At 71.7% G+C, this 26,763-nt stretch carries 21 protein-coding genes and 1 tRNA gene; 11 read left to right on the top strand and 11 right to left on the bottom strand.

Annotated elements, in window-relative coordinates:
• Window positions 1-792 carry a DALR anticodon-binding domain-containing protein gene (locus ACYVNR_RS07475; protein WP_045188374.1) on the bottom strand — a complete coding sequence of 264 codons (792 nt, stop codon included), beginning with the start codon at window positions 790-792 and terminating at the stop codon, window positions 1-3.
• Between the two features lie 136 nt (window positions 793-928).
• Here ACYVNR_RS07475 and ACYVNR_RS07470 point away from each other — a divergent pair.
• A tRNA-Arg gene (locus ACYVNR_RS07470) sits at window positions 929-1,003 on the top strand.
• Window positions 1,004-1,164: 161 nt separating this feature from the next.
• Entirely contained in the window at window positions 1,165-1,782 is a 618-nt protein-coding gene (locus ACYVNR_RS07465; RefSeq protein ID WP_045188373.1) for a hypothetical protein, read from the top strand.
• On the opposite strand, the gene ACYVNR_RS07460 is transcribed toward ACYVNR_RS07465, so the two are convergent.
• From ACYVNR_RS07460 to ACYVNR_RS07445, 4 genes are all read right to left on the bottom strand, one after another.
• Entirely contained in the window at window positions 1,706-3,157 is a 1,452-nt protein-coding gene (locus ACYVNR_RS07460; RefSeq protein ID WP_461047573.1) for a sensor histidine kinase, read from the bottom strand. The two genes, ACYVNR_RS07465 and ACYVNR_RS07460, sit on opposite strands and share 77 nt — an antisense overlap.
• Before the next feature lies 1 nt (window position 3,158).
• Window positions 3,159-3,866: a response regulator gene (locus ACYVNR_RS07455; RefSeq protein WP_461047571.1), complete on the bottom strand. Its 708-nt coding sequence runs from the start codon at window positions 3,864-3,866 to the stop codon at window positions 3,159-3,161.
• 278 nt (window positions 3,867-4,144) lie between these two features.
• A complete protein-coding gene (locus tag ACYVNR_RS07450; protein WP_458798397.1) occupies window positions 4,145-5,182 on the bottom strand; it encodes a hemolysin family protein in 1,038 nt (345 codons plus the stop codon).
• Window positions 5,179-6,621 carry a hemolysin family protein gene (locus tag ACYVNR_RS07445; RefSeq protein WP_461047569.1) on the bottom strand — a complete coding sequence of 481 codons (1,443 nt, stop codon included), beginning with the start codon at window positions 6,619-6,621 and terminating at the stop codon, window positions 5,179-5,181. Before ACYVNR_RS07445 ends, ACYVNR_RS07450 begins: the two co-directional genes overlap by 4 nt.
• A 244-nt stretch (window positions 6,622-6,865) precedes the next feature.
• Here ACYVNR_RS07445 and ACYVNR_RS07440 point away from each other — a divergent pair, with 244 nt between their 5' ends.
• The 5 genes from ACYVNR_RS07440 to ACYVNR_RS07420 all read left to right on the top strand — a co-directional run bounded on the left by ACYVNR_RS07440 (window position 6,866) and on the right by ACYVNR_RS07420 (window position 14,093).
• On the top strand, window positions 6,866-7,954 hold the full coding sequence (locus tag ACYVNR_RS07440) for an ABC transporter ATP-binding protein (protein ID WP_461047567.1): 1,089 nt from the start codon (window positions 6,866-6,868) through the stop codon (window positions 7,952-7,954).
• The gene (locus ACYVNR_RS07435) at window positions 7,951-8,751 is read left to right on the top strand and encodes an ABC transporter permease subunit (protein WP_461047566.1); all 801 of its coding nucleotides are present in this window, start codon (window positions 7,951-7,953) and stop codon (window positions 8,749-8,751) included. Before ACYVNR_RS07440 ends, ACYVNR_RS07435 begins: the two co-directional genes overlap by 4 nt.
• A 192-nt stretch (window positions 8,752-8,943) precedes the next feature.
• Window positions 8,944-12,894: a multifunctional oxoglutarate decarboxylase/oxoglutarate dehydrogenase thiamine pyrophosphate-binding subunit/dihydrolipoyllysine-residue succinyltransferase subunit gene (locus tag ACYVNR_RS07430; RefSeq protein WP_461047564.1), complete on the top strand. Its 3,951-nt coding sequence runs from the start codon at window positions 8,944-8,946 to the stop codon at window positions 12,892-12,894.
• Between the two features lie 163 nt (window positions 12,895-13,057).
• Entirely contained in the window at window positions 13,058-13,234 is a 177-nt protein-coding gene (locus ACYVNR_RS07425) for a DUF6104 family protein (protein WP_458798401.1), read from the top strand.
• Between the two features lie 4 nt (window positions 13,235-13,238).
• Window positions 13,239-14,093, top strand: a complete 855-nt coding sequence (locus ACYVNR_RS07420) for a GDSL-type esterase/lipase family protein (protein ID WP_045188357.1) — start codon at window positions 13,239-13,241, stop codon at window positions 14,091-14,093.
• On the opposite strand, the gene ACYVNR_RS07415 is transcribed toward ACYVNR_RS07420, so the two are convergent.
• The gene (locus tag ACYVNR_RS07415; RefSeq protein WP_458798403.1) at window positions 14,086-14,511 is read right to left on the bottom strand and encodes a hypothetical protein; all 426 of its coding nucleotides are present in this window, start codon (window positions 14,509-14,511) and stop codon (window positions 14,086-14,088) included. The two genes, ACYVNR_RS07420 and ACYVNR_RS07415, sit on opposite strands and share 8 nt — an antisense overlap.
• Before the next feature lie 355 nt (window positions 14,512-14,866).
• On the opposite strand from ACYVNR_RS07415, the gene ACYVNR_RS07410 reads away from it, so the two are divergent.
• The gene (locus tag ACYVNR_RS07410) at window positions 14,867-15,115 is read left to right on the top strand and encodes a WhiB family transcriptional regulator (RefSeq protein WP_045188353.1); all 249 of its coding nucleotides are present in this window, start codon (window positions 14,867-14,869) and stop codon (window positions 15,113-15,115) included.
• 96 nt (window positions 15,116-15,211) lie between these two features.
• Here ACYVNR_RS07410 and ACYVNR_RS07405 read toward each other — a convergent pair whose 3' ends face one another.
• Together ACYVNR_RS07405 and ACYVNR_RS07400 are read right to left on the bottom strand one after the other, a co-directional pair.
• On the bottom strand, window positions 15,212-16,699 hold the full coding sequence (locus tag ACYVNR_RS07405) for a sensor histidine kinase (RefSeq protein ID WP_045188350.1): 1,488 nt from the start codon (window positions 16,697-16,699) through the stop codon (window positions 15,212-15,214).
• Between the two features lie 196 nt (window positions 16,700-16,895).
• Window positions 16,896-22,112 (bottom strand): NAD-glutamate dehydrogenase, encoded by a 5,217-nt coding sequence (locus ACYVNR_RS07400; RefSeq protein ID WP_045188348.1) that lies wholly within the window; start codon window positions 22,110-22,112, stop codon window positions 16,896-16,898.
• A gap of 156 nt (window positions 22,113-22,268) precedes the next feature.
• Here ACYVNR_RS07400 and ACYVNR_RS07395 point away from each other — a divergent pair, with 156 nt between their 5' ends.
• From ACYVNR_RS07395 to ACYVNR_RS07385, 3 genes are all read left to right on the top strand, one after another.
• On the top strand, window positions 22,269-22,592 hold the full coding sequence (locus ACYVNR_RS07395; RefSeq protein WP_045188346.1) for a hypothetical protein: 324 nt from the start codon (window positions 22,269-22,271) through the stop codon (window positions 22,590-22,592).
• Window positions 22,589-23,080, top strand: a complete 492-nt coding sequence (locus ACYVNR_RS07390; RefSeq protein WP_045188344.1) for a hypothetical protein — start codon at window positions 22,589-22,591, stop codon at window positions 23,078-23,080. The genes ACYVNR_RS07395 and ACYVNR_RS07390 overlap by 4 nt, the downstream gene beginning before the upstream one ends.
• Window positions 23,081-23,149: 69 nt before the next feature.
• Complete coding sequence (locus tag ACYVNR_RS07385) at window positions 23,150-23,647, top strand: DUF2505 domain-containing protein (protein ID WP_045188341.1); 498 nt, start codon at window positions 23,150-23,152, stop codon at window positions 23,645-23,647.
• A 94-nt stretch (window positions 23,648-23,741) separates the two neighbouring features.
• Here the strand turns inward: ACYVNR_RS07385 and pruA are convergent, their stop codons facing one another.
• From pruA to ACYVNR_RS07370, 3 genes are all read right to left on the bottom strand, one after another.
• Entirely contained in the window at window positions 23,742-25,370 is a 1,629-nt protein-coding gene (pruA, locus tag ACYVNR_RS07380) for an L-glutamate gamma-semialdehyde dehydrogenase (RefSeq protein WP_461047560.1), read from the bottom strand.
• A gap of 111 nt (window positions 25,371-25,481) precedes the next feature.
• Window positions 25,482-25,883 (bottom strand): DUF4870 domain-containing protein, encoded by a 402-nt coding sequence (locus ACYVNR_RS07375; RefSeq protein WP_045188337.1) that lies wholly within the window; start codon window positions 25,881-25,883, stop codon window positions 25,482-25,484.
• Between the two features lie 123 nt (window positions 25,884-26,006).
• The gene (locus tag ACYVNR_RS07370; protein ID WP_045188335.1) at window positions 26,007-26,720 is read right to left on the bottom strand and encodes an SGNH/GDSL hydrolase family protein; all 714 of its coding nucleotides are present in this window, start codon (window positions 26,718-26,720) and stop codon (window positions 26,007-26,009) included.
• Window positions 26,721-26,763: the final 43 nt, after the last annotated feature.

The raw sequence follows: 26,763 nt of genomic DNA, 5'->3' as shown, positions 1-26,763 counted from the left end.
CTACATCCTCTCGGGGGCCGCGGCCCCCAGTCGTGCGAGTCCATTGCGCAAGACGACGCGGACGGCGTCGGCGAGCAGCAGCCGGGCGGCGTGGACGGACCGCACGGGCTCCCCGACGACCGCCGGCCGGAGGGGGTGGTCCCACCCGTCGGCGAGGTCGGCGAGGTCGGTCACGGCCCGACGCTGCTGCGCCGGGTCGCCGGCATGGGTGTCGAGCCGCTGGGGCAGGTCGGCGAGCGCCACGAGCAGGTGCCGCTCGACCACGTGGGTCAGCCGCTCGACGCGGGCCGACGCGCGGCGCTCGACGCCGGCGGCCTCGGCGTTGCGGATGAGTCGGCAGAGTCGGGCGTGCGCCAGCTGCGCACCGAGGACCGGGTCACCTGGCGGCCTGCTGCCGGGCACCTCCGCGGGAACGGGCAGCACCGCTCCCCCGAGGGCGTACGCGTCCTGGTGCTCCAGGACGTGCTCGACGATGGCCGACCGCGGGGCGTCCTCGAGCGTCACCGCGATGAGGCCGCTCGGCGCGACCTCCACCGCAGCCACCGGCTTCTGCAGGGTGAGCCCCTGCGCGAGCACTCGGGCCAGGTCACGGGCGCCGAGACCCAGGCGCGGCGCCCACCGCTGCGCCACGGGCGTCACCCAGTCGGCCACGACCCCTGCCGCCCGGGTGTCGGTCGGCCGGAAGATCGCGCCGTCGGGCAGGCCGCCTGCGGCGCTCTCGGGCAGCTCCCCGCTCCTCGCCGCCTCCGCGGCGACCTGCTCGAGGAGGGCACGCAGCTGCTCCGGCGTCATGGCGGCGAGTCTACGAGTGGGCGTCGGGCCACCCGGAGCGGCACCCGGGGCCGCGTGACGGGCTCTGCCTCGGGGGTGCATTCAGCGATCGGTCGCCTCGGCTGCTAATCTCACCGGGCGCACGAAAGTGCGCATCGCCCCCGTAGCTCAGGGGATAGAGCACCGCCCTCCGGAGGCGGGAGCGCAGGTTCGAATCCTGCCGGGGGCACCACACCGGAAGAGGCTGGTCTGAAGACGCGAAGCGTCACTCGGATCAGCCTCTTCCCGTTTTGTGCCCCCGACGGATTCGAGGAGGTGCCTTCCGAGGAACGAGGACGGAACCGGAGTCCTGCCGGGGGCACCGAACGATGAGATCCGGTGCCACGATGGGGCGTGCTCATCTCGAAGCCGGTCGCCGAAGCCATCCGCGCGGGCACCGTGACGCAGGCCTTCCGGCGCTGGGACGTGCCACGGGTCAAGGTGGGCGGGCTGCAGCTCACACCGGCCGGGCTGGTGCGGTTCGACGCGGTGAGCCAGGTGCGCGACCCCGCGAAGCTGACCGAGCGCGACGCTCGCAAGGCGGGCGTCAAGAGCCTCGCGGCGCTGCAGAAGGCCCTGACCCCGACCGACCGCAAGCCGTCCGCCCGCGGTGGCCGCGGCGGCGACAAGGTCTACCGCATACGGCTGAGCTGGGCCGGCGAGGACCCACGAATAGCGTTGCGCGAGAAGGTGCCCGACGACCATGAGCTACAGGAGATCGCGACCAGGCTCGCTCGGCTCGATGCGCGACCGAGTGGCGCCTGGACCCGCGACATCCTCGAGTGGATCCGCGACAACCCTCGGGTGGTCTCGAAGGAGCTGGCTGCACTCCGTGGCTGCGAGCTGCTGCCGATGAAGGTCGACATCCGCAAGCTGAAGACACTGGGGCTCACCATCAGCCACGAGGTCGGATACGAGCTCTCGCCGCGCGGCGCGGCCTACCTCGGCTGGGCCGACCGGAACGACCGCTGACGGCGGCGGTGCCGACCCAGGAGTCGGCGAACGCCCTGGGGACCGTGACGGTGAGGAGGGCTCCCCCGCCGTCCGGTGCACTGAGCACGAGGTCCCCGCCGAGGTCGCGCACCGTGTCCCTCAGCAGGTGCAGGCCGACGTGCCCCTGCCCGGAACCCCTGTCGGCCCCCCGCGGTGCGAGGCCCCGCGCATCGCGCGGGCCGACGCCGTCGTCGCGCACGCTGACGACGACCTGGTCGGCGACGACCCGTGCCCGGAGCAGGACCGTTGACGCGTCGGCGTGCTTGAGGACGTTGCGCAGCCCCTCCCGGATCGAGCGGTAGACGACCTGGGCCATGGGGAGGCCGGATGCGGCGACCGCCGGGTCGAGGTCGATCTCGACGGCGAGGCCCGCGGCGCGCGCCTGGTCGGCGAGCCGGTCGACGGCCGGCACCAGGCCGCCCTCGGCGAGGTCGGCCGGGTAGATGTCGGTCATGAGCGAGCGCAGCCCCTCGGCATCGCGCTTGAGACCGCTCGAGAGGTCGCCGACGATGGTGCGGGCCCGGGTCGCCTCCGGCGGCAGGTCGTCGACGAGCGAGCCCATGAGGTAGCCGAAACCCGCGAGGTTCTGCAGCACCCCGTCGTGCAGGTCGTCCGCGATGCGGCGGCGCTCGAGGTCCGACGCCGACAGCGCGTGGCGCAGCATCCTGCTGCGGTCGGCCTCGCCGCGTTCGACCCTCCGGGCCAACGACACGGCGAGCGGGAGCACCATCACGGCGAAGAGCAGCAGCGACCCGAGGCCCAGCAACGCCAGCCGTCCGAGGAGGGCCGACTCGTCCTCGTGCACGGGGTCGGCGGTCCAGTAGGACTCGAAGACGAGGGGAACCCCCTCCGCGTCGTGGAGACCGGCATACACCTCGAGGAGCTCGCCGCTGGCACGCTCGTCGGCGTTCTCGGCCTTGGACAGGTCCGACACGGCCGAGGTGACGTTCTCGGTGCCGAAGAGCTCGGCGACGTCCTCGTCGAGCGGGAAGGTCTTGCCGATGAGCTGCGCCTCGTCGGCCCAGAGCACCCGCCCCTCCGCGGTCCAGATCTTCGCGTGCACGATCGAGCCGTCGCGCATCCGGTTCTGCAGCAGGTAGGCCAGCGTCGACGTGGGACCGGGGTCACCGGCCCGCACTCGCCGGTCCACCAGGGGAGCCACGACGTAACGCGCCAGCCCCGAGCCGCGCACCGTGGCGTCGCGCAGGGCGATCTGCGACGCGAGAGGACGGGCCAGCAGCACCGTGCCGAGTCCGACGAGCGCGAGCGCGGCCAGCGTCCAGAGGAGGAAGCGCCGCAGCGCGGATCGCGTGACGCCACCCGGCAGGGGGTCGGCCGAGCGCACCAGCGCCACGTCAGCCAGCCCCTCGGAGGCTCACCATCCCCAGGCGGCTCGCCGTGACCACGGCCTCGAGCTGTGAGTGGGCACCGAGCTTCGCGAGCACGCTCTTGATGTGCCCACGGCTCGTCAGCACCGAGATGCCGAGACTGCGGGCGATCTCGGTGGCGTCACGACCCTCGGCGAGCAGCCCCAGCACCTCCGCCTCACGGGAGGTCAGGTCGACCGGTGGCAGGCCACGGGCCGGCTGGGAGCCGACGAGACCCCGGAGCAGCTTCGGGTGCACGTGGAAGCCGTCGCGCGACGCGGAGTGGATCGCCTCGATGACGTCCTCCCACGAGCCGTCCTTGGGCAGCAGCGCGCACGCGCCCGCGTCGGCCGCGCGGCTCATCAGGCCCTGGTCGAGGTGGGCGGTGAGCACGATGACCCGCAGGTCGGGCAGCCGCTTCGTCAGCTCCGCCGTGAGGTCGATCCCGTCGTCGTGGCCGAGCCGCACGTCCATGAGCACCGCGTCCGGGTGCTCGCGTTGCAGCAGCTCGAGCGCCGAGGCGGCCGAGTAGGCGACCCCGGCACAGGTGAGCCCGGCCTCTCGCTCGACGGCGAAGGCCATCGCGTCGGCCACCGCCCGGTGGTCGTCGACGACGGCGACCGCCAGCAGCTCCACGTGCTCGCCGGCGAGCTCGTCAGCATGCTCCAGGTGCCCTCCGGGCAGGCCACGACCCATCTGAATCCCCCATACGTCCGCGTGCGGGCCACCCCTCCCGTCCCGCAATTATCACAAGGCGCGGACGGCGACGTAGGCGTTTCACCCCAAATCTTGGGGAGGGCGCCCGCCCGCCGATGGGTGTTGCCGCCGAGCCCGCGACGACCCACCCTTGGACGTGCTCCCCCGCACCGACTCCCCCGCCGGTGACCCGGTCCTCCTGCCCTCCCCGGACCGGTGTCATCACCACGGTGGCCGCGCGCCACCGGCTGACGCCCGCCGAGCCGTCCCGGCGGGCGTCAGCGCTGGGTCGTGTCGGTGACCTCGCCGACGAGCTCCTCGAGGACGTCCTCGAGGAAGACGACGCCGGTCACGGCGGCGTCGCCGTCGATGACCCGGGCCAGGTGCGAGCCGCTCAGCTGCATCGTGGCGAGGACGTCCTCGATGTCGTCGCCGTCGCGGACGGTGGCCAGGCGCCGGATGCGCTTGGGCGGGATGGGCTGCTCGTGACGCTCGTCGTCGGCGTACAGCACGTCCTTGAGGTGGATGTAGCCCGCGATCTCGCCGGCCGCGTCGCGCACGGGGTAGCGCGAGAAGCCCTGCTTCGCGACGAGCCGCTCGATGTCGGCCGGGGTGGCGCCGAGCTGGACCGTCGTCAGCTCGGTGACGCCGACGGCGACGTCGCGGGCCAGCTTGTCGGAGAACTCGAGCGTCTTGGCGACGAGCCCGTGGCGCTCCTCCTCGATGAGCCCCTCCCGGCGTGACTCGCCGACGATGTGGGCGACCTCCTCGACGGTGAAGACCGAGGTGATCTCGTCCTTGGGCTCGACCCGGAAGAGCCGCACGAGGGCCTTGGCGACGGTCTCCATCGCGTGCACGATGGGCCGCAGGGTGCGCGAGATGAGGAAGAGGGGCGGCACGAGCACGAGCGCCGCCCGGTCGGGGCCGGCGATGGCGAGGTTCTTCGGGATCATCTCGCCGACGACGACGTGCAGGTAGCTGACGATGAGCAGCGCGAGCGCGAGGGCGACCCCGCCCGCCCAGGCCTCGGAGAGCCCCCATGCGTGGAAGACGGGCTCGAGCAGGTGGTGCAGCGCCGCCTCGGCGAGCGCACCGAGGCCCACCGAGCAGACGGTGATGCCGAGCTGCGCGGTGGCGAGCATCGAACCGAGCCGTTCGAGGGCGAGCAGGCACGACGCGGCGCGCTTGCTGCCGGCGTCGGCGAGCGGCTCGAGCGTCGAGCGGCGCACCGCCATGGCCGCGAACTCGGCGCCGACGAAGAACGCGTTGCCGAGCAGCAGGAGGAGCGAGACGACGTAGACCCAGGGCCCGTTCACGATCGCTCCCCCTCGCCGGCGGAGGCCGTATGCCGGGTGCCCGCTCGTGCGGCGCCGCCCGGGCCGCTTCCTGCCGGGTCACCGGCGGCGCCGTCGCCCGTGTCGCCGTCGTCGCCGGCGGCGCGCTCGGCGGCCGGCAGCGAGTCGGGGTCGGGCACGAAACGGAGCCGGTCGACCCTCCGCCCCTCCATCCCGACGACGTTGATGCGCCACCCGGGCAGCTCGACGACGTCACCGACGACGGGCACCCGGCCGAGCACGTGCATGACGTAGCCGCCCATCGTCTCGTAGGTGTGCCCGTCGGGGACGTCGGCGTCGAAGGCGTCGCGCACCTCGTCGGGACGCCACAGACCCGGGACGGTCCACGACCCGTCCACGAGCTCACGGCCGCCCTGCCGGCTGCGGTCGTGCTCGTCGGACACCTCGCCGACGATCTCCTCGACGACGTCCTCGAGCGTGACGATGCCGGACGTGCCGCCGTACTCGTCGACGACGACGGCCATCTGGAAGCCCCCCTCGCGCAGCTGGCGCAGTAGCGGGTCGAGCCGGATGGTCTCGGGCACGACGAGCCGCTCGGACATCAGCGCCGAGACGGGCACGTCCCGGCGCCGCTCGTGCGGCACCGCCATCGCCTTCTTGACGTGGACCACGCCGTCGATGTCGTCCCAGTCGTCGCCCAGCACGGGGAAGCGCGAGTGGCCGGTGCGCCGCGAGAGGCGCAGCACGTCGTCGGCGGACTCTTCGCGGTGGATGCCGGTGCAGCGCACCCGGGGGGTCATGACGTCGTCGGCGGTGCGCTCCCCGAAGCCGAGCGAGCGCGTCAGCATGCGCGCCGTGGTGACGTCGAGGGTGCCGGCCTCGGCGGAGCGCTGCACGAGGCTCGCGAGCTCCTGGGGCGTGCGGGCGCCGGAGAGCTCCTCCTGCGGCTCGATGCCGAGCGAGCGGAGGAAGGCGTTCGCCGACCCGTTGAGCACGACGATGAGCGGCTTCGCGATGACGGCGAACACGCGTACGGGCAGGGCGACGACCTTCGCCGTGGACAACGGCGCCGAGATGCCGAGGAACTGCGGCAGCAGCTCGCCGAAGACCATCGAGAAGACGGTCGCGAGGACGAGGGCGATCGTGCTCGAGACCGCCTCCACCGCGCCGTCGCCCAGACCGGACGCCTCGAGCGGTCCCGACACGAGCACGCCGATCGAGGGCTGTGCGAGGTAGCCGACGACGAGGGTCGTGATGGTGATGCCGACCTGCGCCGCGGACAGCTGGGTCGAGAGCTGCTTCAGCGACTGGAGCACGACGCGGGCCCGTGAGTCGCCCTCGTCGATGGCGCGCTGGACCGTCGGCCGGTCGAGCGCGACGAGCGAGAACTCGGCGGCCACGAAGACCGCCGTCCCCGCCGTCAGCAGCACGGCCCCCAGGACGAGCAGCCACTCGGTCACCGTCGCGCCACCCGTCGGGCCGGGACGGCGGGCACCTGGGCTCGGATGGACGTCATGGTGCGCCAACTATAGGGAGGCAGGCAGGTGGCGAGGCCACCAGCGCCCGGGCCGTGCGGGCGGGCTGCCGTCGACGGGACCCCGCCGGCCCCCGCCGGCTCTGTCCGGTCCGTCTGTGGCCGCCGTGTGCCGTGTGGTTGAGTTGGGCGCATCAGGGGTCTCGGCGGGGCGAGCGAAAGAGGGCACGGTGGAGGGCGCACGAGCTGAGCGGGGCGGTCGCATCGAGGTGCGCGGGCTGACCAAGCGGTTCGGCTCGTTCACCGCCGTCGACCACCTCGACTTCGACGTCGAGCCGGGCCGGGTCACCGGGTTCCTGGGCCCCAACGGCAGCGGCAAGACGACGACGCTGCGCATGCTGCTCGGCCTCGTCCGCGCCACGGCCGGCACGGCCACCATCGACGGCCACCGCTACCGCGACATCCCCAACCCGCTCACGGTGGTCGGGTCCGCGCTCGAGGCCACGAACTTCCACCCCGGGCGCACGGGGCGCAACCACCTGCGCGTGCAGGCGGCGGTCGCGGGCGTGCCCGACCGGCGCGTCGACGAGCTGCTCGAGCTCGTCGGCATCCCCGCCGCCGCCCGCAAGCGCGCCGGCGGCTACTCGATGGGTATGCGTCAGCGGCTCGGTCTCGCCGCTGCCCTGCTCGGCGACCCCCGCGTCATCATCCTCGACGAGCCGGCGAACGGCCTCGACCCAGAGGGCATCCGGTGGCTGCGCGGCTTCCTGCGCCACCTCGCCGACGAGGGGCGCACGCTGCTCATCTCCAGCCACATGCTCTCGGAGGTCGAGCAGACCGTGGACGACGTCGTCATCATCGCCAACGGCAAGCGGGTCGCCCAGGGCACCGTCGCCGAGCTGCGGGGCAACCCGACGGCATACGTGCGCACGTCCGACCCCGACCGGCTGGCCGAGGGGCTCCGACGTCGTGGGCTCACCGTGACCACGGCCGGCCGTGGCCTGCGCGTCACGACCGACGACCTCGCGAGCGTCGGCGACGTCGCCCACGCGAGCGACGTCGCGATCCACGAGCTGCGGTCGGAGCAGACCCACCTCGAGGAGCTCTTCTTCAACCTCACCGAGAGCGAGGAGTTCCGCAACCGCAACCTCCTCGCGGAGTCGGGTGGGGCCGCGGACGAGGTGGCGTCCGGGCCGCCGAGCGACCTGCCACCGCCCAGCGGCCCACCCGTCGACCCGGCGCTGCTCGCCGAACCGGTCCCCGACGCGCGTGAGCGCGAGGCCGGGGTCGACGGCCGACGCGACGGCGGCGCGCGATGACCGCCGTACGCGCCGAGCTGCGCAAGTTCTTCACGACCCGCCTGTGGTGGGGCATGGCGATCGCCGTGCTCGTGAGCGGTGCCGCGTTCGCCGTCCTCTTCGCCTTCTTCTTCACGAGCGACGCCGTCCAGGGCCCGCAGGGGGCGGTCGCGCCGCGCACCGACGCGGCCATCGCCAAGGCCGTGTTCACGGGTGGGCTGCAGGTCGGCTACCTGCTGACGCTGGCCGTCGGGGTGCTGACCATCGGGTCCGAGTACCGCCACCAGACGATCACCGCGACCTTCCTCGCCATCCCTCGCCGCGGGCGGGTCATGGCGGCGAAGGTGGCGGCGCTGCTCGTCATCGGCGCCTTCTACGGGGTGCTCTCGCTGGCCGGTGCCGTCGGCGCCGGGTCGCTCGTGCTCACGTCCAAGGGCGTGTCCCCCTACGCCGACACGTCCATCTGGCGCACCCTCGCGCTGTGCCTGCTCGTCCTGGGCCTCTGGGCCATGATCGGGCTGGGCGCCGGCATCCTCATCCCGAACCAGGTCGCGGCCCTGCTCATCTCGGTCGCCGTCGCCTGGATCGTCGAGCCGGTGCTGAGCCTCGTGCTCGCCCTCACCGAGTGGGGCAAGAGCATCTCGCCGTACCTGCCGAGCCGGGCGACGAGCGCGATGGTCGAGGCGACGAGCGGCGGCTTCGACGGGCAGCCGGTCGAGCAGCTCTCGTGGTGGGCGGGTGCTCTCGTCCTCATCGCGTATGCCGTCGTCATGGCCGGTCTCGGCACGTGGCGCACACTGCGCTCCGACATCAGCTGAGGCCTCTTCCGCACGCGTGCTGCCGTGCCGCACAGGGGCGCTCGGCGGCCGCCGGTGTCAACGTGACGAAGCCCTCGTCGACGGCCCGGCTCGACATCCGAGCCGCCGTCCGGTATCGGAGCGTTCAGGGCTAGGCTTGACCCCTGTATACGCAACGTCGCTCCCAAGCCAAACGAAAGAGGCGCATTCGCCGTGTCCGATCAGTCCACGTCCGGTGACCCGATTGCAGCGTTCGGGCCGAACGAATGGCTCGTCGACGAGCTCTACCAGCAGTACCTGACCGACAAGTCGTCGGTCGACAAGGCCTGGTGGGGGTTCTTCGAGGACTACCGGCCGGGTGAGGCCGACTCGGGCCGGCCCAAGGGCACGGCAACGAGCGCGGCCCCGAGCCGCACGGCGACCGCGACGAAGGCCGAGCCGGCCGCCGCGCCCAGCAACGGGGCGAGCAACGGCTCCCCGGCGCCCGCGCCGGCCAAGGCCGCCCCTGCGCCCGCCGAGGCGAAGACCGCAGCACAGCCCAAGGCTGCCGCGCAGCCTCCGGCCACCGCGGCTGCGCAGCCTGCTCCCGCTGCCACCGAGGCGAAGACCGAGGCGAAGACCGAGGCGAAGACCGAGCCCAAGTCCGAGCCCAAGTCCGAGCCCAAGTCCGACCCGAAGGCAGAGCCGTCGGCCGAGGCGCCGAAGCCGCGCGACATCCCCGCCGTCAAGGGCACCGGTCCCGTCAACGAGGACGTCGTGACGCCGCTGCGCGGCGCCCCGTCGCGGGTCGTGTCGAACATGGAGGTCTCGCTGTCGGTGCCGACCGCGACGAGCGTGCGCGCCGTCCCGGCCAAGCTGCTCATCGACAACCGTGTCGTCATCAACAACCACCTCGCCCGCTCTCGCGGCGGCAAGGTCAGCTTCACCCACCTCATCGGCTACGCCATGGTCAAGGCTCTGGCGATCATGCCGGAGATGAACAACGGCTTCACCGAGGTGAACGGCAAGCCGGCGCTCGTGCAGCCCGCCCACGTCAACTTCGGTCTCGCCATCGACCTGCAGAAGCCCGACGGCAGCCGCACCCTCGTCGTCCCGTCGGTCAAGTCGGCCGAGGAGATGGACTTCGTCCACTTCTGGACCGCCTACGAGGACATGGTCCGCAAGGCGCGCAACAACAAGCTGACCGTCGAGGACTTCCAGGGCACGACGATCTCGCTGACCAACCCCGGCGGCATCGGCACCGTGCACTCGGTGCCGCGCCTCATGGCCGGCCAGGGCGCCATCATCGGCGTCGGTGCGCTCGACTACCCCGCCGAGTGGCAGGGCGCGAGCACCGAGACGCTGAACCGCAACGCCGTGAGCAAGATCCTCACGCTCACCTCGACGTACGACCACCGCATCATCCAGGGCGCGCAGAGCGGTGACTTCCTGCGCATCATCCACCAGCTGCTCCTCGGCGAGAACCGGTTCTACGACGAGATCTTCGAGTCGCTGCGCATCCCCTACGAGCCGGTCCGGTGGATCCAGGACATCGACTCCTCGCACGACGACGACATCAACAAGGTCGCGCGCGTGCAGGAGCTCATCCACGCGTACCGCGTCCGCGGCCACCTCATGGCCGACACCGACCCGCTCGAGTACAAGCAGCGTCGCCACCACGACCTCGACGTCACGACGCACGGCCTGACCCTCTGGGACCTCGACCGCACGTTCGCCACCGGCGGCTTCGGCGGCTTCCCGTTCCTCAAGCTGCGCAAGGTCCTCGGCATCCTGCGTGACTCCTACTGCCGCACCGTCGGCATCGAGTACATGCACATCCAGGACCCCGACCAGCGCAAGTGGATCCAGGACAAGGTCGAGCGGCCCTACGAGAAGGCCAACCGGGACGAGCAGATGCGCATCATGCGCCGGCTCAACGCCGCCGAGGCGTTCGAGACGTTCCTGCAGACCAAGTTCGTCGGCCAGAAGCGCTTCTCGCTCGAGGGCGGCGAGTCGGTCATCGCGCTGCTCGACCGCATCCTCTGCCGGGCCGCCAGCGAGAACCTCGACGAGGTCTGCATCGGCATGCCGCACCGTGGCCGCCTCAACGTGCTCGCCAACATCGCGGGCAAGTCCTACGGCCAGATCTTCCGCGAGTTCGAGGGCACCCAGGACCCGAAGTCCGTGCAGGGCTCCGGCGACGTGAAGTACCACCTCGGCACCGAGGGCGAGTTCGTCTCCGAGGACGGCAGCAAGACCAAGGTCTACCTCGCCGCCAACCCGTCGCACCTCGAGGCGGTCAACCCGGTGCTCGAGGGCATCGTGCGCGCCAAGCAGGACCGCCTCAACCTCGCCGGTGAGTCGTTCACCGTGCTGCCCGTGCTGCTGCACGGCGACGCGGCGTTCGCCGGCCAGGGTGTCGTGGCCGAGACGCTCAACCTCTCGCAGCTGCGCGGCTACCGCACGGGCGGCACGATCCACGTCGTCATCAACAACCAGGTCGGCTTCACCACCTCGCCGAGCAGCTCGCGCTCCTCGGTGTACTCGACCGACGTGGCCCGGATGATCCAGGCGCCGATCTTCCACGTGAACGGTGACGACCCCGAGGCCTGCGTGCGCGTCGCCGAGCTCGCCTACGAGTTCCGCCAGGAGTTCAACAAGGATGTCGTCATCGACCTCGTCTGCTACCGCCGACGCGGGCACAACGAGGGCGACGACCCGTCGATGACCCAGCCGCTGATGTACAACCTCATCGAGGCGAAGCGTTCGGTGCGCAAGCTCTACACCGAGTCGCTCATCGGCCGTGGCGACATCAGCGTCGAGGACGCCGAGGCCGCGCTGCGCGACTACCAGCAGCAGCTCGAGCGCGTCTTCGTCGAGACCCGCGAGGCGAAGAAGGCCCAGGCGGCCGGCACCCCGGCGCCCGCCGACCGTCGCGACTCCGACGCCCCCGACAACGCCGGCCTGGAGCGGCCGATGGCGCAGGTGCTCGACGACGAGGCGCCGGCGCGGTCGGCCACCGAGACGGGCGTCCCGGCCAGCGAGATCGTCCACATCGGCGAGACGTTCGCCAACCCGCCGCAGGGCTTCACCATCCACCCGAAGCTCAAGCAGCTCATGGACAAGCGCGCCGCGATGGTCCACGACGGCGGCATCGACTGGCCGATGGCCGAGCTGCTCGCCTTCGGCACGCTGCTCAAGGAGGGCACCCCGGTGCGCCTCGCCGGGCAGGACAGCCGCCGCGGCACGTTCGTCCAGCGCCACGCCGTCCTCATCGACAAGGACACCGCGGAGGAGTGGACGCCGCTGCTCTACCTCGGCGAGGGCCAGGCCCGGTTCTGGGTCTACGACTCGCTGCTGTCCGAGTACGCCGCGATGGGCTTCGAGTACGGCTACTCCGTCGAGCGGCCCGATGCGCTCGTGCTCTGGGAGGCCCAGTTCGGCGACTTCGCCAACGGCGCCCAGACCATCGTCGACGAGTTCATCTCCAGCTCCGAGCAGAAGTGGGGTCAGCGCAGCTCGGTCGTGCTGCTCCTCCCCCACGGCTACGAGGGCCAGGGTCCCGACCACAGCTCCGCGCGCATCGAGCGCTACCTGCAGCTGTGCGCCGAGAACAACATGACGGTGGCCTACCCGTCGACCGCGGCGAGCTACTTCCACCTCCTGCGCCGTCAGGCCTACGCCCGCCCGCGCACGCCCCTCGTCGTCTTCACCCCGAAGTCGATGCTGCGCAGCAAGGCGGCGGCCAGCCCGGTCGAGGCGTTCACGACGGGCGGCTTCCAGCCGGTGCTCGCCGACCACGAGGGCGTCACCAAGGACGTCACCCGCGTGCTGCTCGCGAGCGGCAAGATCGTGCACGAGCTCGACGCCGAGCGTGAGAAGCGCGGCGACACCGCGACCGCCATCGTGCGCGTCGAGCAGCTCTACCCGATCCCCGAGCAGGAGATCGTCGACGCCGTCGCGAAGTACCCCGGCGCCGAGCTGGTCTGGGTGCAGGACGAACCCCGCAACCAGGGCGCCTGGCCGCTCATGGCGCAGTGGCTGCACGAGGACCTGTGCGGCATGGGTGAGACCCGTCCGTGGCGCGTCGTGGCGCGCAAGGCGGCCGCGTCGCCGGCCACCGGCTCGTCGAAGAAGCACGCCATCGAGCAGGCCGAGCTCATGGAGCGCGCGTTCGGGCGCTGACCCGGGCAGCCCTCGGGCCGGTGCACGAGACGGAGGGACCCCGCCACCACGGCGGGGTCCCTCCGTCCTTCTCGCCGCCGTGTGCCGTCCGCCTGGGCGCGTGTGCGACCGCTCACCGGCCCGCCTCCGCCGGGCCCCCGGCCAGTCGCGATAACCTCCACACGTGTACTTCACCGACAGGGGCATCGAGGAGCTGGCGGCCCGGCGCGGCGAGGAGGAGGTCACCGTCGAGTGGCTGGCCGAGCAGCTGCGCACGTTCGTCGACCTCAACCCCGAGTTCGAGGTGCCCATCGAGCGACTCGCCACCTGGCTTGCTCGGCTGGACGACGACGAGGACTGAGCACGTGAGAGACCGCAACACCGGGCCGCACGCCACCCGGTCCCCCGAGGCCCCGCGCGAGCCCTATGGCGTGGGACCGGCCTACCCGTCGTCCCACACCCAGTTCACCGACGACGCCCCCGGTCGGTATGCCGCCGCGCCGGCCCCCGACGACGCCGCACCGCCCGACCCTGCCGCACCCGCCCCCGCCCCGCCGTCCCCGGCGGCGCCGCCCGTCGCGGACGACCCGTACTACACGCCGAGCGCCGAGTTCACGGTCGCCGAGGGCCTGCGCGACGTCGGGATGGTCTTCGTCGGCGCCTCGATGACGGCCGGCTACGGCGACCCCAAGGGCCTGGGCTGGGTCGGTCGCGTCGTGGCTCGCACACAGCACCCCGACCTCGACCTGACGGCATACAACCTCGGCGTGCGGGGCAACACCTCGGGCGACGTGGTGACGCGCTGGGGGGCGGAGTGCCACCCGCGCTGGAAGGGCCGCAGCGAGCGCCGCCTCGTGCTGTCGGTCGGCACCAACGACGTGCTCTCGGGCATGACCATGGCCCGGTCGCGGCTCAACCTCGCCAACGTGCTCGACGAGGCCACCAACGCCGGCATCGGCGTCTTCGTGGTGGGGCTGACGCCGACGCTCGACGACGACCTCAACCGCCGCATCGAGGCCCTGGCCGAGGCCCAGGCCGACGTCTGTGCGCGGCGCGGCATCACCTACGTCGACTGCTTCCGGCCGCTCGCCACGCACGACCAGTGGATGGCCGACCTGGCGGCGAGTCCCGACCGCGCACACCCCGGGCAGGCCGGCTACGGCCTCATCGCCTGGCTCGTCCTGCACAACGGCTGGAACGACTGGCTCTCGATCAGCTGACGACGTCGGTCTCCGCGTCCGCCCCGTCCACCTCGTCGTGCCGACCCGGGCTCGACAGCGCGGCCACGATGCTCGCCACGGCGACCGCGGCGACGGCCAGCGCGACCGCGTCGCGCTCGGACTCGTGCAGCGACCACGCGACCGGCAGCAGCAGCGCGTTCCACAGCACCGTCGGGGTGCGTGCCCACTGCGACGCCCTTGCCCACGCCCTGGCGAGGGCCAGCAGCGCGATCCCGAAGACCAGGATGAGTGCTCCCGACGTGGCCGCCCGCGTCAGGTCGTCTGTGGCGCCCGTCACCATCTCGTAGACGTAGAAGGCGGCGAAGCCGAGGACGACGAGGGCCTCGACAAGCGTGAGCAGGGCTGCTGCGCGGTGGGATCGGCCCACCTCACGGCTCGGAGTGGTCGGTTGGGTCACCCCGGCAGCCTAACGACCCGGGGCACGCACGGCCCTCCCCGCTCCCCTGCGCACCCCATCGGGCCGCTCGAGGTCTGGAACTGGGAGCCGTCTGCCGATAGACTCCATCCTTGGTGTGACCAGCGCCCACGGCGTTGAAAACGGACACGGTTGCCGGTCACACTGGTTCATGGTCCACGACGCGTACGGAACAACTTCGTGCGCGTTTCCGTTGGTCAGGGGGTCATCCCCCGATGACCACCCCCCGACACCATGACCAGGCTCCGACAACGACGCTGGCGCCCGAGCACATGCACCGCGACCGACAACCCGGACGCAAGGTGCCGAACACGACACATGAAGGAGCACGATCCACATGGATTGGCGCGACCGCGCTGCCTGCCTGGATGCCGACCCCGAGCTGTTCTTCCCCATCGGGAACACCGGGCCGGCCATCCTGCAGATCGAGGAGGCGAAGGCCGTGTGCCGGACCTGTCCGGTCATCGACACGTGCCTCAAGTGGGCCCTTGAGTCCGGCCAGGACGCCGGTGTCTGGGGAGGCCTCTCCGAGGACGAGCGCCGCGCCCTGAAGCGCCGCAACGCACGGGCCCGCCGAGCCGGCTGAGCCCGCACGAACCCCTCGTGCGCAAGCCCGGTGACCGACGCGGTCGCCGGGCTTTTGGCTGCCCGGCCGCCCACCGTGCGGCGGGACCGGCGACGCTCAGCTGATCGGGCGCAGGCTCGCGGTGAACCGGGCCCGGGTGCCGTGCGGTGTCACGGGCTCCCACGTGATGCGGCCCTGGAGGTCGCCCACGAGCGACTGGACGATCTGCGTGCCCAGGCCGGACCCCGGCCGCCGTTCGGGGTCGATGCCCTTGCCGTCGTCCTCGACGGAGACCGCGAGCCTCGGCTGACCACGCTCGTCGGGCTGCCGCTCGATCGTGATGCGCACCTCGCCCCCCGCATCGCCGAGCCCGTGCTCGATGGAGTTCTGCACGAGCTCGCTCATGATCATCGCCAGCGAGGTGGCGTCCTCGGCCCGCAGCCGGCCGAACGACCCCTGCGTCACGGTGTGCACCGGCGCCCCGTTGGCCGAGACCTCGACGACCGCGTTGAGGCCGCGCTGCGCGATGCTGTCGAAGTCGACCGTCTCGTCGAAACCCTGGCTGAGCTGGTCATGGACCATGGCGATGGTGCCGACCCGTCGCTCGGCCTCGGCCAGCGCGACCTTCGCCTCGCCATCGGGCAGGCGCCGCGCCTGGAGGCGCAGCAGCGCGGCCACGGACTGCAGGTTGTTCTTGACCCGGTGGTGGATCTCGCGGATCGTCGCGTCCTTGGTCATCAGCTCGCGCTCACGTCGGCGCAGCTCACCGACATCACGCATGAGCACGATCGCGCCGAACCGTTGGCCCGCCTCGGTGAGCGGGATGGCCCGCATCGACACGGTGGTGCCACCGGCGACGACCTCGGTGCGCCACGGCTGGCGGCCCGTGACGACGAGGGGCAGTCCCTCGTCGACCGGATAGGACTCGCGCACATTGTCGGTGACGATCTGGGCAAGGCTCGCCCCTACCACCTCGCCGAGGTGCCCGAGCCGGTGCAATGCCGAGACGGCGTTGGGACTCGCGTAGGTGACGACGCCGTCGACATCGAGGCGGATGACGCCGTCGCCGACGCGCGGGGCGCCGCGCCGCAGGCCGGTCGGGGCGCCGCTGTGCGGGAACTCGCCACCGGTCACCATGCGGCACAGGGCGTCGGCGGTGGCGAGGTAGGTCAGCTCGAGCCGGCTGGGGGTACGCGTCGTCCAGAGGTTCGTGTGCCGCGTCAGCACGGCCACGACGTGGCCGCCACGGACGACGGGGATGTACTCCTCGCGGACGGCCTGGTCGGGGCCCGGGTCGTGCGGCACGACGACCTGGCGCACCCGCAGGATGCGCTGCTCGGCGGCCGCCTCGTCGAGGAGGTCGCGGGTGCGCCCCGGGTCGGCGACCCTGCCGACCTGGTCCTCGACGAAGACGAGCTGGCCCGTGGTCGGCCGCACGTGCGCGACGGCCTCCCACCGGTCGCTCACCGAGCGGACCCAGAGCACGAGGTCGGCGAAGGAGAGGTCGGCGACGAGCTGCCAGTCACCGACGAGCAGCTGGAGCCACTCGACGTCGTGGTCGGGCAGGTCGGTCCGCCCGCGCAGGAGCTCGCTCAGGGTTGCCACGGCACGAGCCTAGTGAGCCGGGTGCAGTTGCCCGTCGACGGTGTCGGGATCGGGAGCGGGGCATGGCGATGCTCGCGGCGTGGAGCGTCGTCGGGAGTATGCCCTGACGCCACTCCCAGCGCTCGGCTCCCGCCGCCGATGCCGCTCGCACCACCACGCCCCGCTCCCTCAGACCCGCCGGAGCAGCGGGCTCGAGTCAGGTGCGGGCTCCCGCGGCCACCTTCTTCGCTGCGGCCTTCGTGGTGGAGGGCGCCGCCTTCTTGGTCGAGGATGCAGCCTTCTTGGCGGCGGCCTTCGAGGCCGGCTTCTTGGTCGCTACCTTCTTGGTCGCTACCTTCTTGGTCGCTGCCTTCTTGACGACGGACTTCGACGCCGACTTCGCCACGGCCGTCTTCGTGGCCGCCGCCTTCTTGGCCCCCGTCTTCTTGGCGGAGGCGCTCTTGGTCGGTGCGGCGCCGTTCGGGGACGGAGCAGCGACCGGGGCGGGTTGGCCCGACGAGGCGGGCTTGGTCACGGTGCGGAGCGTGCGCAGTGCGACGGACAGCGCGGCGATGCCGGCGTGGCTCATCCGCTCGATGCCGCCGAGGGCCGCACGGGCACGGCCGAGCGCGTCGGCGTTGAGCTCGGACCACTCGGCGAGCCGGGCTGGTGCGTCGTTCTTGGGGTTGCTGACCTCCAGCACCGAGCGGGTGAGGCTCTCGAGCACGGCGTAGAGGTCGTCGCGCAGGGCCCCGCGGGCCATGGCGTCCCACCGGTCGTCGCGCGGGAGCTTGGTGACGCGGGTCAGCATGGCGTCGATGGAGAACGTCTCGGACGTGAGGAAGTACGTCGGGACGACGTCGGCGAGCTTCTCGCCCGTCTCCTCGGCGATCTCGATGCAGTCGAGCAGGGAGTACCCGTCGAGCAGGCAGGCGGCCGAGACCGCCAGCTCCTCGGGCACGCCCTTGCCCTCGAGCTCGCGCGCCCGGCGCTGGAGGCGCGTGCGCTCGCTGCCCTGGAGCAGCTCGGCGATGCGGCCGCTGAAGGCCTGGATGCCGGGGCGGAACCGGGCCACCTCGGCAGCGATGTCGAGCTCTGCCGGCCGTGAGGAGAGGAACCAGCGCACCGAGCGGTCGATGAGACGGCGGAACTCGAGGTAGAGCGCCGTCTGCGCGCCGGTGCTCACGACGTTGTCGGTGGCCTCGACGCGTCGTACGAAGCCGGCCAGGTCGAAGATCTCGCGACAGACGACGTACGCGCGAGCGACCTGCTCGGGGGTGGCCCCGGTCTCCTCGCCGGCCCGGTAGGCGAACGTGATGCCACCACGGTTGACCATGGAGTTGGCGACAGCGTTCGTGATGATCTCGCGGCGCAGCGGGTGGGCCGCGATCTGCGCGGCGTACTTCGCGCGCAACGGCTTCGGGAAGTACTCGGCCAGCGTCGTCTCGAACCACGGGTCGTCGGGCAGGGTCGTGGAGATGAGCTGGTTCTTGAGGTAGAGCTTGGCGTAGGCGACGAGCACGGAGAACTCCGGCGACGCGAGCCCGAGGCCGTCCTTCTGGCGGCGCGCGATCTCGGCGTCGCTCGGCAGGAACTCGAGCGAGCGGTCGAGGTCGCCCTTCTCCTCGAGGAACTGGATCAGGCGTTCGTGCACGCCGAGCATGGCGTGCTGCTGCGCCCGGGCGTTGCCGAGCAGCACGTTCTGCTCGTAGTTGTCGCGCAGCACCTGCTCGGCGACCTCGTCGGTCATCGAGGCCAGCAGGGTGTTGCGGCGCTTCATGGTCAGCTCGCCCGAGCGGGTCAGCTCGGTGAGGAGGATCTTGATGTTGACCTCGTGGTCGGACGTGTCGACGCCGGCGCTGTTGTCGATGGCGTCGGTGTTGACCCGCACGCCGGCGAGCGCCGCCTCGATGCGGCCGAGCTGGCTCGCGCCGAGGTTGCCGCCCTCGCCGACGACCTTGCACCGCAGGTCGGCGCCGTTGACGCGGATCGCGTCGTTGGCGCGGTCGCCGATCTCGGAGTTCGTCTCGGCCGTCGCCTTCACGTAGGTGCCGATGCCGCCGTTCCACAGCAGGTCGACCGGCGCGAGCAGGATCGCCTTCATCAGGTCGGCGGGCGTCATGGACTTCGTGTTGGGGCGCAGCCCGAGCGCCGCGACCATCTGCGGCGACACCGGGACCGACTTGGCCGAACGGGCGAAGACACCGCCGCCCTTGCTGATCAGCTTCTCGTCGTAGTCGGCCCACGACGACCCGGGCAGGTCGAACATGCGGCGGCGCTCGGCGTACGAGGTGGCGGCGTCGGGGTCGGGGTCGACGAAGATGTGGCGGTGGTCGAAGGCCGCGACGAGCCGGATGTGCTCGGACAGCAGCATGCCGTTGCCGAAGACGTCGCCGCTCATGTCGCCGACGCCCACGCAGGTGAAGTCCTCGGACTGGGTGTCGACGCCGAGCTCGCGGAAGTGGCGCTTGACGGACTCCCAGGCGCCGCGCGCGGTGATGCCCATGGCCTTGTGGTCGTAGCCGGCCGAGCCGCCCGAGGCGAACGCGTCGTCGAGCCAGAAGCCGTAGTCGGACGAGATGCCGTTCGCGATGTCGGAGAACTTCGCGGTGCCCTTGTCGGCCGCGACGACGAGGTAGGTGTCGTCCTCGTCGTGCCGGACGACACGCTCGGGTGGGACGGCGGCGCCAGCGACGAGGTTGTCGGTGATGTCGAGCAGGCCCGAGATGAACAGCTTGTAGGACGCGATGCCCTCGTCCATCCACGCGGCGCGGTCGACCGCCGGGTCGGGCAGCTGCTTGGCGTAGAAGCCGCCCTTGCTGCCGGTCGGCACGATGACGGCGTTCTTGACCATCTGCGCCTTGACGAGGCCGAGGATCTCGGTGCGGAAGTCCTCGCGGCGGTCGGACCACCGCAGGCCACCGCGGGCGACCTTGCCGAAGCGCAGGTGCACGCCCTCGACGCGCGGGCTGTAGACCCAGATCTCGAACATCGGGCGGGGTGCCGGCAGGTCGGGCACCTTCTTGGGGTTGAGCTTGAGCGAGACGTACGGCTTGGCGTGACCGTGCTCGTCGGGCTGATAGAAGTTGGTGCGCAGGCTCGCCTGGATGACGCCGAGCAGCGCCCGGACGATGCGGTCGTGGTCGAGGCTGGCGACGTCGTCGAGGGCCTCGCGGACCTTCGTCACGACGTGCTTCTCGCGCGCGGCGCGCTTGTCGCGGCCGGCGTCGGTGGCGGGGAACGCGTCGGGGTGGAACCGTGCCTCGAAGAGCTCGACGAGGCTGCGGGCGATGCCGGTGTTGGCGACGAGCGCCGACTCGACGTAGTCCTGCGAGAAGGTCGAACCGGTCTGGCGGAGGTACTTCGCGACGGTGCGCAGGATGACGACCTGCCGCCACGTCAGCCCGGCCGCGAGGACGAGGGCGTTGAAGCCGTCGGACTCGGCGCGACCGTCCCACACCGCCCGGAACGCCTCCTCGAAGCGCTCGCGGACGTCGTCGGCGAGAGCGGCGTCGCCCGCACCCCACGTGCGGGCGTCGGCGCACAGGCCGAAGTCGAAGATGTGCAGGGTGCGGCCGTCGGAGCCCGGGATCTCGTAGGGGCGCTCGTCGGTGACCTCCACGCCGAGGTGGGTGAAGAGCGGGAGCACCTGGGTCAGCGACAGGTCGGCGCGGCGGTAGAGCTTGAACCGCCGCTCGCGCGGGTCGTCGGACGCCGGGTCGTCGTAGAGGTGCAGCCCGGTGGTGCGATCGCCGTCGCCCAGCGCGTCGATGCGGTCGAGGTCCTCGACGGCGGTCTCGACGTCGAAGTCCTCCTTGTACGCCTCGGGCAGCGCCTTGGCGTAGGCCGCCATGGTGCGGGCCGCGCCCTCGAGCCCGCGGGCCTGTCCGAGCGCCTCCGAGAGGTCCTCGTCCCACGTGCGGGTGGCGTCGATGACGCGACGCTCGAGCGCCGCCTCGTCGACGTCGGGGATGTCGGTGCCTGCCGGCATACGCACGACGAAGTGCAGGCGGGCGAGAGTGGACTCGCTGACCCGCGTGGTGTTGTCGATGTTCTCGCCACCGAACGCCTGGAGCAGGATCGCCTCGATGCGCAGGCGGACCGTCGTGTTGTAGCGGTCGCGCGGGAGGTAGACGAGGCACGAGACGAAACGGCCGAACTCGTCGCGGCGCAGGAAGAGCTTGGTCTTGCGGCGCTCCTGCAGGTGCAGGACGCTCGTCGCGATGTCGGCGAGCTGCTGGGCGCTCGTCTGGAAGAGCTCGTCGCGCGGGTAGGTCTCGAGGATCTGGAGGATGTCCTTGCCCGAGTGGCTGTCGGCGCTGAGGCCCGTGAGGCGCAGCACCTCCTGGGCCCGCACGTCGATGAGCGGGATGTCGTGGATCGTGTCGTTGTAGGCCGCCGAGGCGTAGAGCCCGAGGAAACGCTGCTCGCCGACGCACTCGCCGCGGGCGTCGAACTTCTTGATCGAGATGTAGTCGAGGTAGACGTCGCGGTGCACGGTGGCCCGCGAGTTGGCCTTGGTGATGATGAGGATGCTGGAGTCGCGGGCGGCTCGGCTCGCAGCCGGCGTGAGCACGAGTCCCTTTGCAGCGGAGGGCCGGTCGTAGCGGAGCAGACCGAGGCCGGTGCCCGGGACCTGGCGCGAGACGTCGTGGCCGTCCTCGTGGGAGAGGGAGTACTCGCGGTAGCCGAGGAAGGTGAAGTTGTTGTGGGCGAGCCACTCGAGGAAGCGGCTGGCCTCCCGCGCGTGGTGCGGGTCGGTGCCGGGGGGCGTGGCGGAGCGCAGCTCGCTCGCGATGGTCAGCGCGTGCGCGCGCATCTTCGGCCAGTCCTCGACGGAGTCGCGCACGTTGTCGAGGACGTGGCGCAGTCGCGCCTCGACGTCGGGCAGCGCGTCGGCGGGCAGGCGGTCGATCTCGAGGTGCATCCACGACTCGCGGACCAGGCCGAGACCCGACGACTCCACCGTGGTGGACCCGTCGGTGACGACCGACTTGAGCTCACCCGTGATGGTGCGCGACACGGTCATCTGCGGGTGCACGATGAGGTGCACGCCCCGGTCGAAGCCACCCAGGGCCGCCACGACCGAGTCGACGAGGAAGGGCATGTCGTCGACGACGACCTGCACGACCGTGTGACCCGTCGACCAGCCCTCGTCGTCGGAGCTGGGGTTGAACGCACGGACGTTGAAGGTGCCCACGGGGCGGTCCTGCGCGAACGCGCGGTGCTCCGAGGCGATGGTGGCGAGCTCGCGCGCCGGACGGGCCAGGAGGTCCTCGGTGGCCACGAGGCGGTAGTAGGCGAGGAGGAACTCCTCGAACTCGGCCTGCGCGGTGCCGGCGGCCCGGCCCCGGCCCCGCTTGTTGGGAGGCGCCACTGCCGCGGCCGCGGCCTTGATGACGTCGATTCGAGACTGTTCGAGTGACGCTGACATGCGGTTGTCGGATTCCTCACCGTGCGGCCCGTGTCGCGGCACGTCGCTGTGCCGCGCATCTCACGATGTGAGCCTATCCCCGTCGAGGTCTCCGCCCGAACCACCCCCGGTGGAGAACTCGCGGGGACCACCGGGGTCAGTCCCTAGAGTGGTGCCATGAGCGAGGGGAACCGCGGTCGGCAGGGTCGCAGCGGCGCGGACCCCGCGACACTGCGGGCGCTCACGACCTCCCGCGCTGCCACCCGGTCGATGTCCGACGAGCTGCTCACCCACGTCCCCGACCTCGGTGACCTGCCCACGCAACGAGCGCTCGACACCTGGGTCGAGCAGGCCGCCGACACGCTGCGCGCCCTGTCCGAGGCGCTCGAGGAGCGCCTGCTGGACCTCGGTTCCGCAGCGTCCTCCGCGTCCTCCGCGTCCTCGGCGTCCTCCGTGGTCGCCGACCCATCGGGCCGGGCGCCGCAGAGAGGCGCGGGATGAGCCTCTCCCCTGGCGACCCCGGTTCGGCCTCGGCGCTGGGCGGTGCCCTGCGCACCCAGGCGGGCCGGCTCGCAGACCTCGTGGTCGAGCTCGACTCCGCGGCGGCGCGCGTCACGCGGGCAGGCGCACCCGACCCGTCCGGTCACGAGCGCGACCTCGTCACGAGGGCCGCGACCGAGCTCGACCGCGTCGGTGGGCTGCTCCAGTCGTGGACGACCACAGCGGTCGAGTCGGCGGCGGGGCTCCGCTCGCTCGAGCCTGCCCTCGCCCGCAGCGACCTCGTCGTCGACGGGCAGCTCGTCGTCGAGCGGAGCGGTCCCAGCCGCGTCGAGCCGGCCCACCGGCTCGCCGAGCGCGAGCGCCTCCAGGAGCTGCTCAACCGGGTCACGGCCGTCCGCTCGCGCGAGCTGGCGCGGCTGCGGCGTGAGCTCGAAGCGTCGCACCGGTCGCTCGTGGCGCTCTCCGACCGGGCGAGGTCGGGCGGCTGAGGGCCCCGGCACCAGGCGCCCGCGAGCCGACGCCGGGGCGTCGCGTGCGCGTGCAATAGCGTGTGCGCCATGAGGATCACCGAGACGATCACGTATGCAGCACCCCCCGAGTCCGTCTACGCGATGGTCACCGACCAGGCCTTCCAGGAGCGCAAGTGCATCGAGGCCGGGGCGCAGCGGCACGAGGCCGCGGTCAGCGCAGTCGGTGACGGCGCCCGCGTCGTCACCAAGCGCGACCTGCCGGCCGACGACCTGCCCGACTTCGCGAAGTCGATCGTCGGGCCCACCCTCTCGGTGACCGAGACCTACGAGTGGGCCGCGGCTTCGGGCGACGGCGGTCGCGACGGCACCCTCACGGTCGAGGTCGCGGGCGCGCCCGTCGCGATGCGCTCGAAGATCCGGCTCGCCCCCTCGGGTGGCGGCAGCGTGATCACCATCGACGGCGACCTCAAGGCGTCCATCCCGCTCTTCGGCGGCAAGGTGGAGAAGGCCGCCGCGCCGGCTGTCATCGAGGCGATCCACAGCGAGCAGCGCACCGGCGCCGACTGGCTCTCCGAGCGCGGCTGACGGCCCCGCCGCTCACCGCGCGACACGTCGGGCCCGCCCCCTGCTGGGGACGGGCCCGACGGCATACCTGCTCGGACGACGGAGGCGTGCCTGCTCAGCCCATGTGCGGGTAGGTGTGGTTCGTCGGCGGGACGAACGTCTCCTTGATCGAGCGGACGCTCGTCCAACGCAGCAGGTTCTGGGCCGCGCCGGCCTTGTCGTTGGTGCCGGACGCCCGGCCGCCGCCGAAGGGCTGCTGGCCGACGACGGCGCCGGTGGGCTTGTCGTTGACGTAGAAGTTGCCGGCGGCGAAGCGGAGCCGCTTCGTGGCGTCGGCGATGGCGCGGCGGTCCTGGGCGATGATCGAGCCGGTGAGTCCGTACGGCGCGAAGCGCTCCATCTGGTCGAGCACCTTGTCGTACTGCGCGTCGGGGAAGACGTGGACCGACAGGATCGGGCCGAAGTACTCCGTGCGGAACGACTCGTCTGCGGAGTCCTTGATCTCGAGCACCGTCGGGCGCACGAAGTAGCCGACCGAGTCGTCGTACGTGCCCCCGGCGACGACGTCGATGCCGTCGGTGGCGTGCGCCCGGTCGATGGCGTCCTTGTGCTTGGCGAACGCGCGGTCGTCGATGACGGCACCCATGAAGTTGGACAGGTCGGTGACGTCGCCCTGGGTGAGGCCGTTCGTGATGTCGACGAGGTCGCCCTTGATCTGCTTCCACACCGAGGCAGGCACGTACGCACGCGAGGCCGCCGAGCACTTCTGGCCCTGGAACTCGAACGCGCCGCGGATCATCGCGGTGCGCAGCACGGCGGGGTCGGCGCTCGGGTGGGCGAGGATGAAGTCCTTGCCACCGGTCTCGCCGACGAGGCGCGGGTAGGTGCGGTAGCGGTCGAGGTTGGTGCCCACCTCGTGCCACAGGTGCTTGAAGGTGGGCGTCGAGCCGGTGAAGTGGATGCCGGCGAGGTCCTCGTCGGCGAGCGCTGCCTTGCTCACGTCGATGCCGTCGCCCGTGACCATGTTGATCACGCCGGGCGGCATCCCTGCCTCCTCCAGCAGCTCCATCGTCAGCGACGCGGCGAGCTGCTGGGTGGGGCTCGGCTTCCAGACGACGGTGTTGCCCATGAGCGCGGGTGCGGTGGGGAGGTTGCCCGCGATGGCGGTGAAGTTGAACGGCGTGATGGCGTAGACGAAGCCCTCGAGCGAGCGGTAGTCGGAGCGGTTCCAGATGCCCTTGGCGTTGAGCGGGGGCTGCTGCTCGAGGATCTGGCGGGCGAAGTGGACGTTGATGCGCCAGAAGTCGATGAGCTCGCAGGCGCTGTCGATCTCGGCCTGGTAGGCGGTCTTGCTCTGACCGAGCATCGTCGCGGCGTTGAGGCGCGCACGCCACGGCCCGGAGAGCAGCTCGGCCGCCTTGAGCAGGATCGCCGCGCGGTCGTCGAACGAGAGCTCGCGCCACATCGGCGCGGCGGCCTTGGCGGCGTCGACGGCGGCCTGGCCCTCCTGCACGGTCGCGTTGCGCAGCGTGCCGAGGACCTTCGCGTGGGCGTGCGGCTGGCGCACCGAGACCTCCGCGCCGGTTCCCGTGACGCGCTCACCGTTGATGGTGTGCGGCAGGTCGCGCGGGGTGGCTCCCAGCTCGACGAGCGCGACCTCGAGCGCGGCTCGCTCGGGCGAGCCCGGGGCGTAGTCGAGCACCGGCTCGTTGGCCGGTGCGGGCACGTGGGTCACGGCGTCCATCAAGTTCTCCTGCGGGGTCGGCGCGGTGGTCGTCGCCCGGGACGGGCGATGGGGTGACCTCGCCTCGTGGGCGGGGCCACCCCATCGTTCCATGCCTGCAGGGTCGGGCCGTCAGCGCAGGATCGTGATGCTCCACGGGTAGCGGAAGGACTCGCCGCGGTTGGCGGCCATGGCGGCGCGGATGTGGAACCACAGCGCCGCGACGACCGCGACGATCCAGACGATGATCGCCAGCGGGATGAGGATCACGGTGAAGAACATGACCCAGCCGACGATGATCGCCGCCCAGACCGCCAGGTTGAAGTTGAAGGAGCCCGCGGCAGCCTGACGGACGAACGCGCTGCGGTCCTTGTAGATGGCCCAGATGAGGAGCGGGCCGACGAAGCTGAGCCAGCCGACGGAGACGACGGCGGCGACGATGGCGGCGAGGTGCCCGAGGATCGCCCACGTGCGCTCGTCGCTGGTGGGCGTCGTCAGGTCCCGGCCGGACGGGTTGGGGATCGGTTGTGTCATGGGTCCATCGTGCCCGTCACCGGCGTGGAGCGCTGCCGGGGACGGCCCTGATCGGACCCTGAGCCGCCCCTGACCCGTGAGGGTCGAGACCGACCATTGGGCCTCAGGATCTGGCGCCGACCCTCAAGCGCTCGCGCCGACGCCGTCCTCGACGACGAGCGAGCAGACCGCGCTGTCGGAGGCGGCGATGCCCAGGGTCGACAGGAGGGTGAGCGTCATCTGGTGGTGGCCCCGGGCGCCCGGGTGGAACGCGTCGTCGAGCCAGCCCGCCGGGGCGACGTCGTCACCGGCCGCGGCGGCGGCGTCGTGCCACGCGGCCGCGTGGTCGACCACGAGGACACCCAGGTCGCGCGCCACCTCACGGACCGCCTCGGCGTAGAGCGAGATGAGACGAGGGTTGCGGCCGCCCTCCTCGAGCACGGGCGGCGGGGTCTGCAGCACGACGGTCGCACCCACGTCGCGCGAGCGCTGGACAATCTGGTCGATGCGGAAGCGGAAACCGCGGACGCCGTCCTCGCCGGCGAGGATGTCGTTGGTCCCGAACATGACGAACACCACGTCGGGTGCGAAACGTCCCGCGCGCCAGTGGAACTCGGGCAGCAGGTCCTCGGTGGTGGCGCCGGACACGCCGCTGTTGACGACGGTGTCTCCGCGCCGACCGAGCTCGCCGCGCACGCGCTCGGCGAAGTGCTCCACGTAGCAGCGGTAGCCGTGCGTGTGCGTGACTCCCTGGGTGATGCTGTCGCCCAGGAAGGCCCACGTCACGGGCGGTCCGGAGAGGATCTCGCGGAGTCGGTCGGCATCGCGGCGGGCGTACTCGTCGGCGGTGAAGTCCATTCGCGCAACGTAACAAGCGGGCACACCATCGCGACTCCCCCGG

The organism is Terrabacter koreensis, from assembly GCF_054783315.1.
Note: the sequence above shows the minus strand (reverse complement) of the source record. Positions and strands in the feature narration are given on the sequence as shown.

Excerpts from the sequence above, each read along its gene's own strand:
- ACYVNR_RS07475 (WP_045188374.1), bottom strand. The coding sequence starts at position 792 with ATGACGCCGGAGCAGCTGCGTGCCCTCCTCGAGCAGGTCGCCGCGGAG.
- ACYVNR_RS07385 (WP_045188341.1), top strand. The coding sequence starts at position 23,150 with ATGAGGATCACCGAGACGATCACGTATGCAGCACCCCCCGAGTCCGTC.
- ACYVNR_RS07370 (WP_045188335.1), bottom strand. The coding sequence starts at position 26,720 with ATGGACTTCACCGCCGACGAGTACGCCCGCCGCGATGCCGACCGACTC.
- ACYVNR_RS07375 (WP_045188337.1), bottom strand. The coding sequence starts at position 25,883 with ATGACACAACCGATCCCCAACCCGTCCGGCCGGGACCTGACGACGCCC.
- ACYVNR_RS07435 (WP_461047566.1), top strand. The coding sequence starts at position 7,951 with ATGACCGCCGTACGCGCCGAGCTGCGCAAGTTCTTCACGACCCGCCTG.
- ACYVNR_RS07400 (WP_045188348.1), bottom strand. The coding sequence starts at position 22,112 with ATGTCAGCGTCACTCGAACAGTCTCGAATCGACGTCATCAAGGCCGCG.
- pruA (WP_461047560.1), bottom strand. The coding sequence starts at position 25,370 with ATGGACGCCGTGACCCACGTGCCCGCACCGGCCAACGAGCCGGTGCTC.
- ACYVNR_RS07390 (WP_045188344.1), top strand. The coding sequence starts at position 22,589 with ATGAGCCTCTCCCCTGGCGACCCCGGTTCGGCCTCGGCGCTGGGCGGT.
- ACYVNR_RS07455 (WP_461047571.1), bottom strand. The coding sequence starts at position 3,866 with ATGGGTCGTGGCCTGCCCGGAGGGCACCTGGAGCATGCTGACGAGCTC.
- ACYVNR_RS07410 (WP_045188353.1), top strand. The coding sequence starts at position 14,867 with ATGGATTGGCGCGACCGCGCTGCCTGCCTGGATGCCGACCCCGAGCTG.
- ACYVNR_RS07395 (WP_045188346.1), top strand. The coding sequence starts at position 22,269 with ATGAGCGAGGGGAACCGCGGTCGGCAGGGTCGCAGCGGCGCGGACCCC.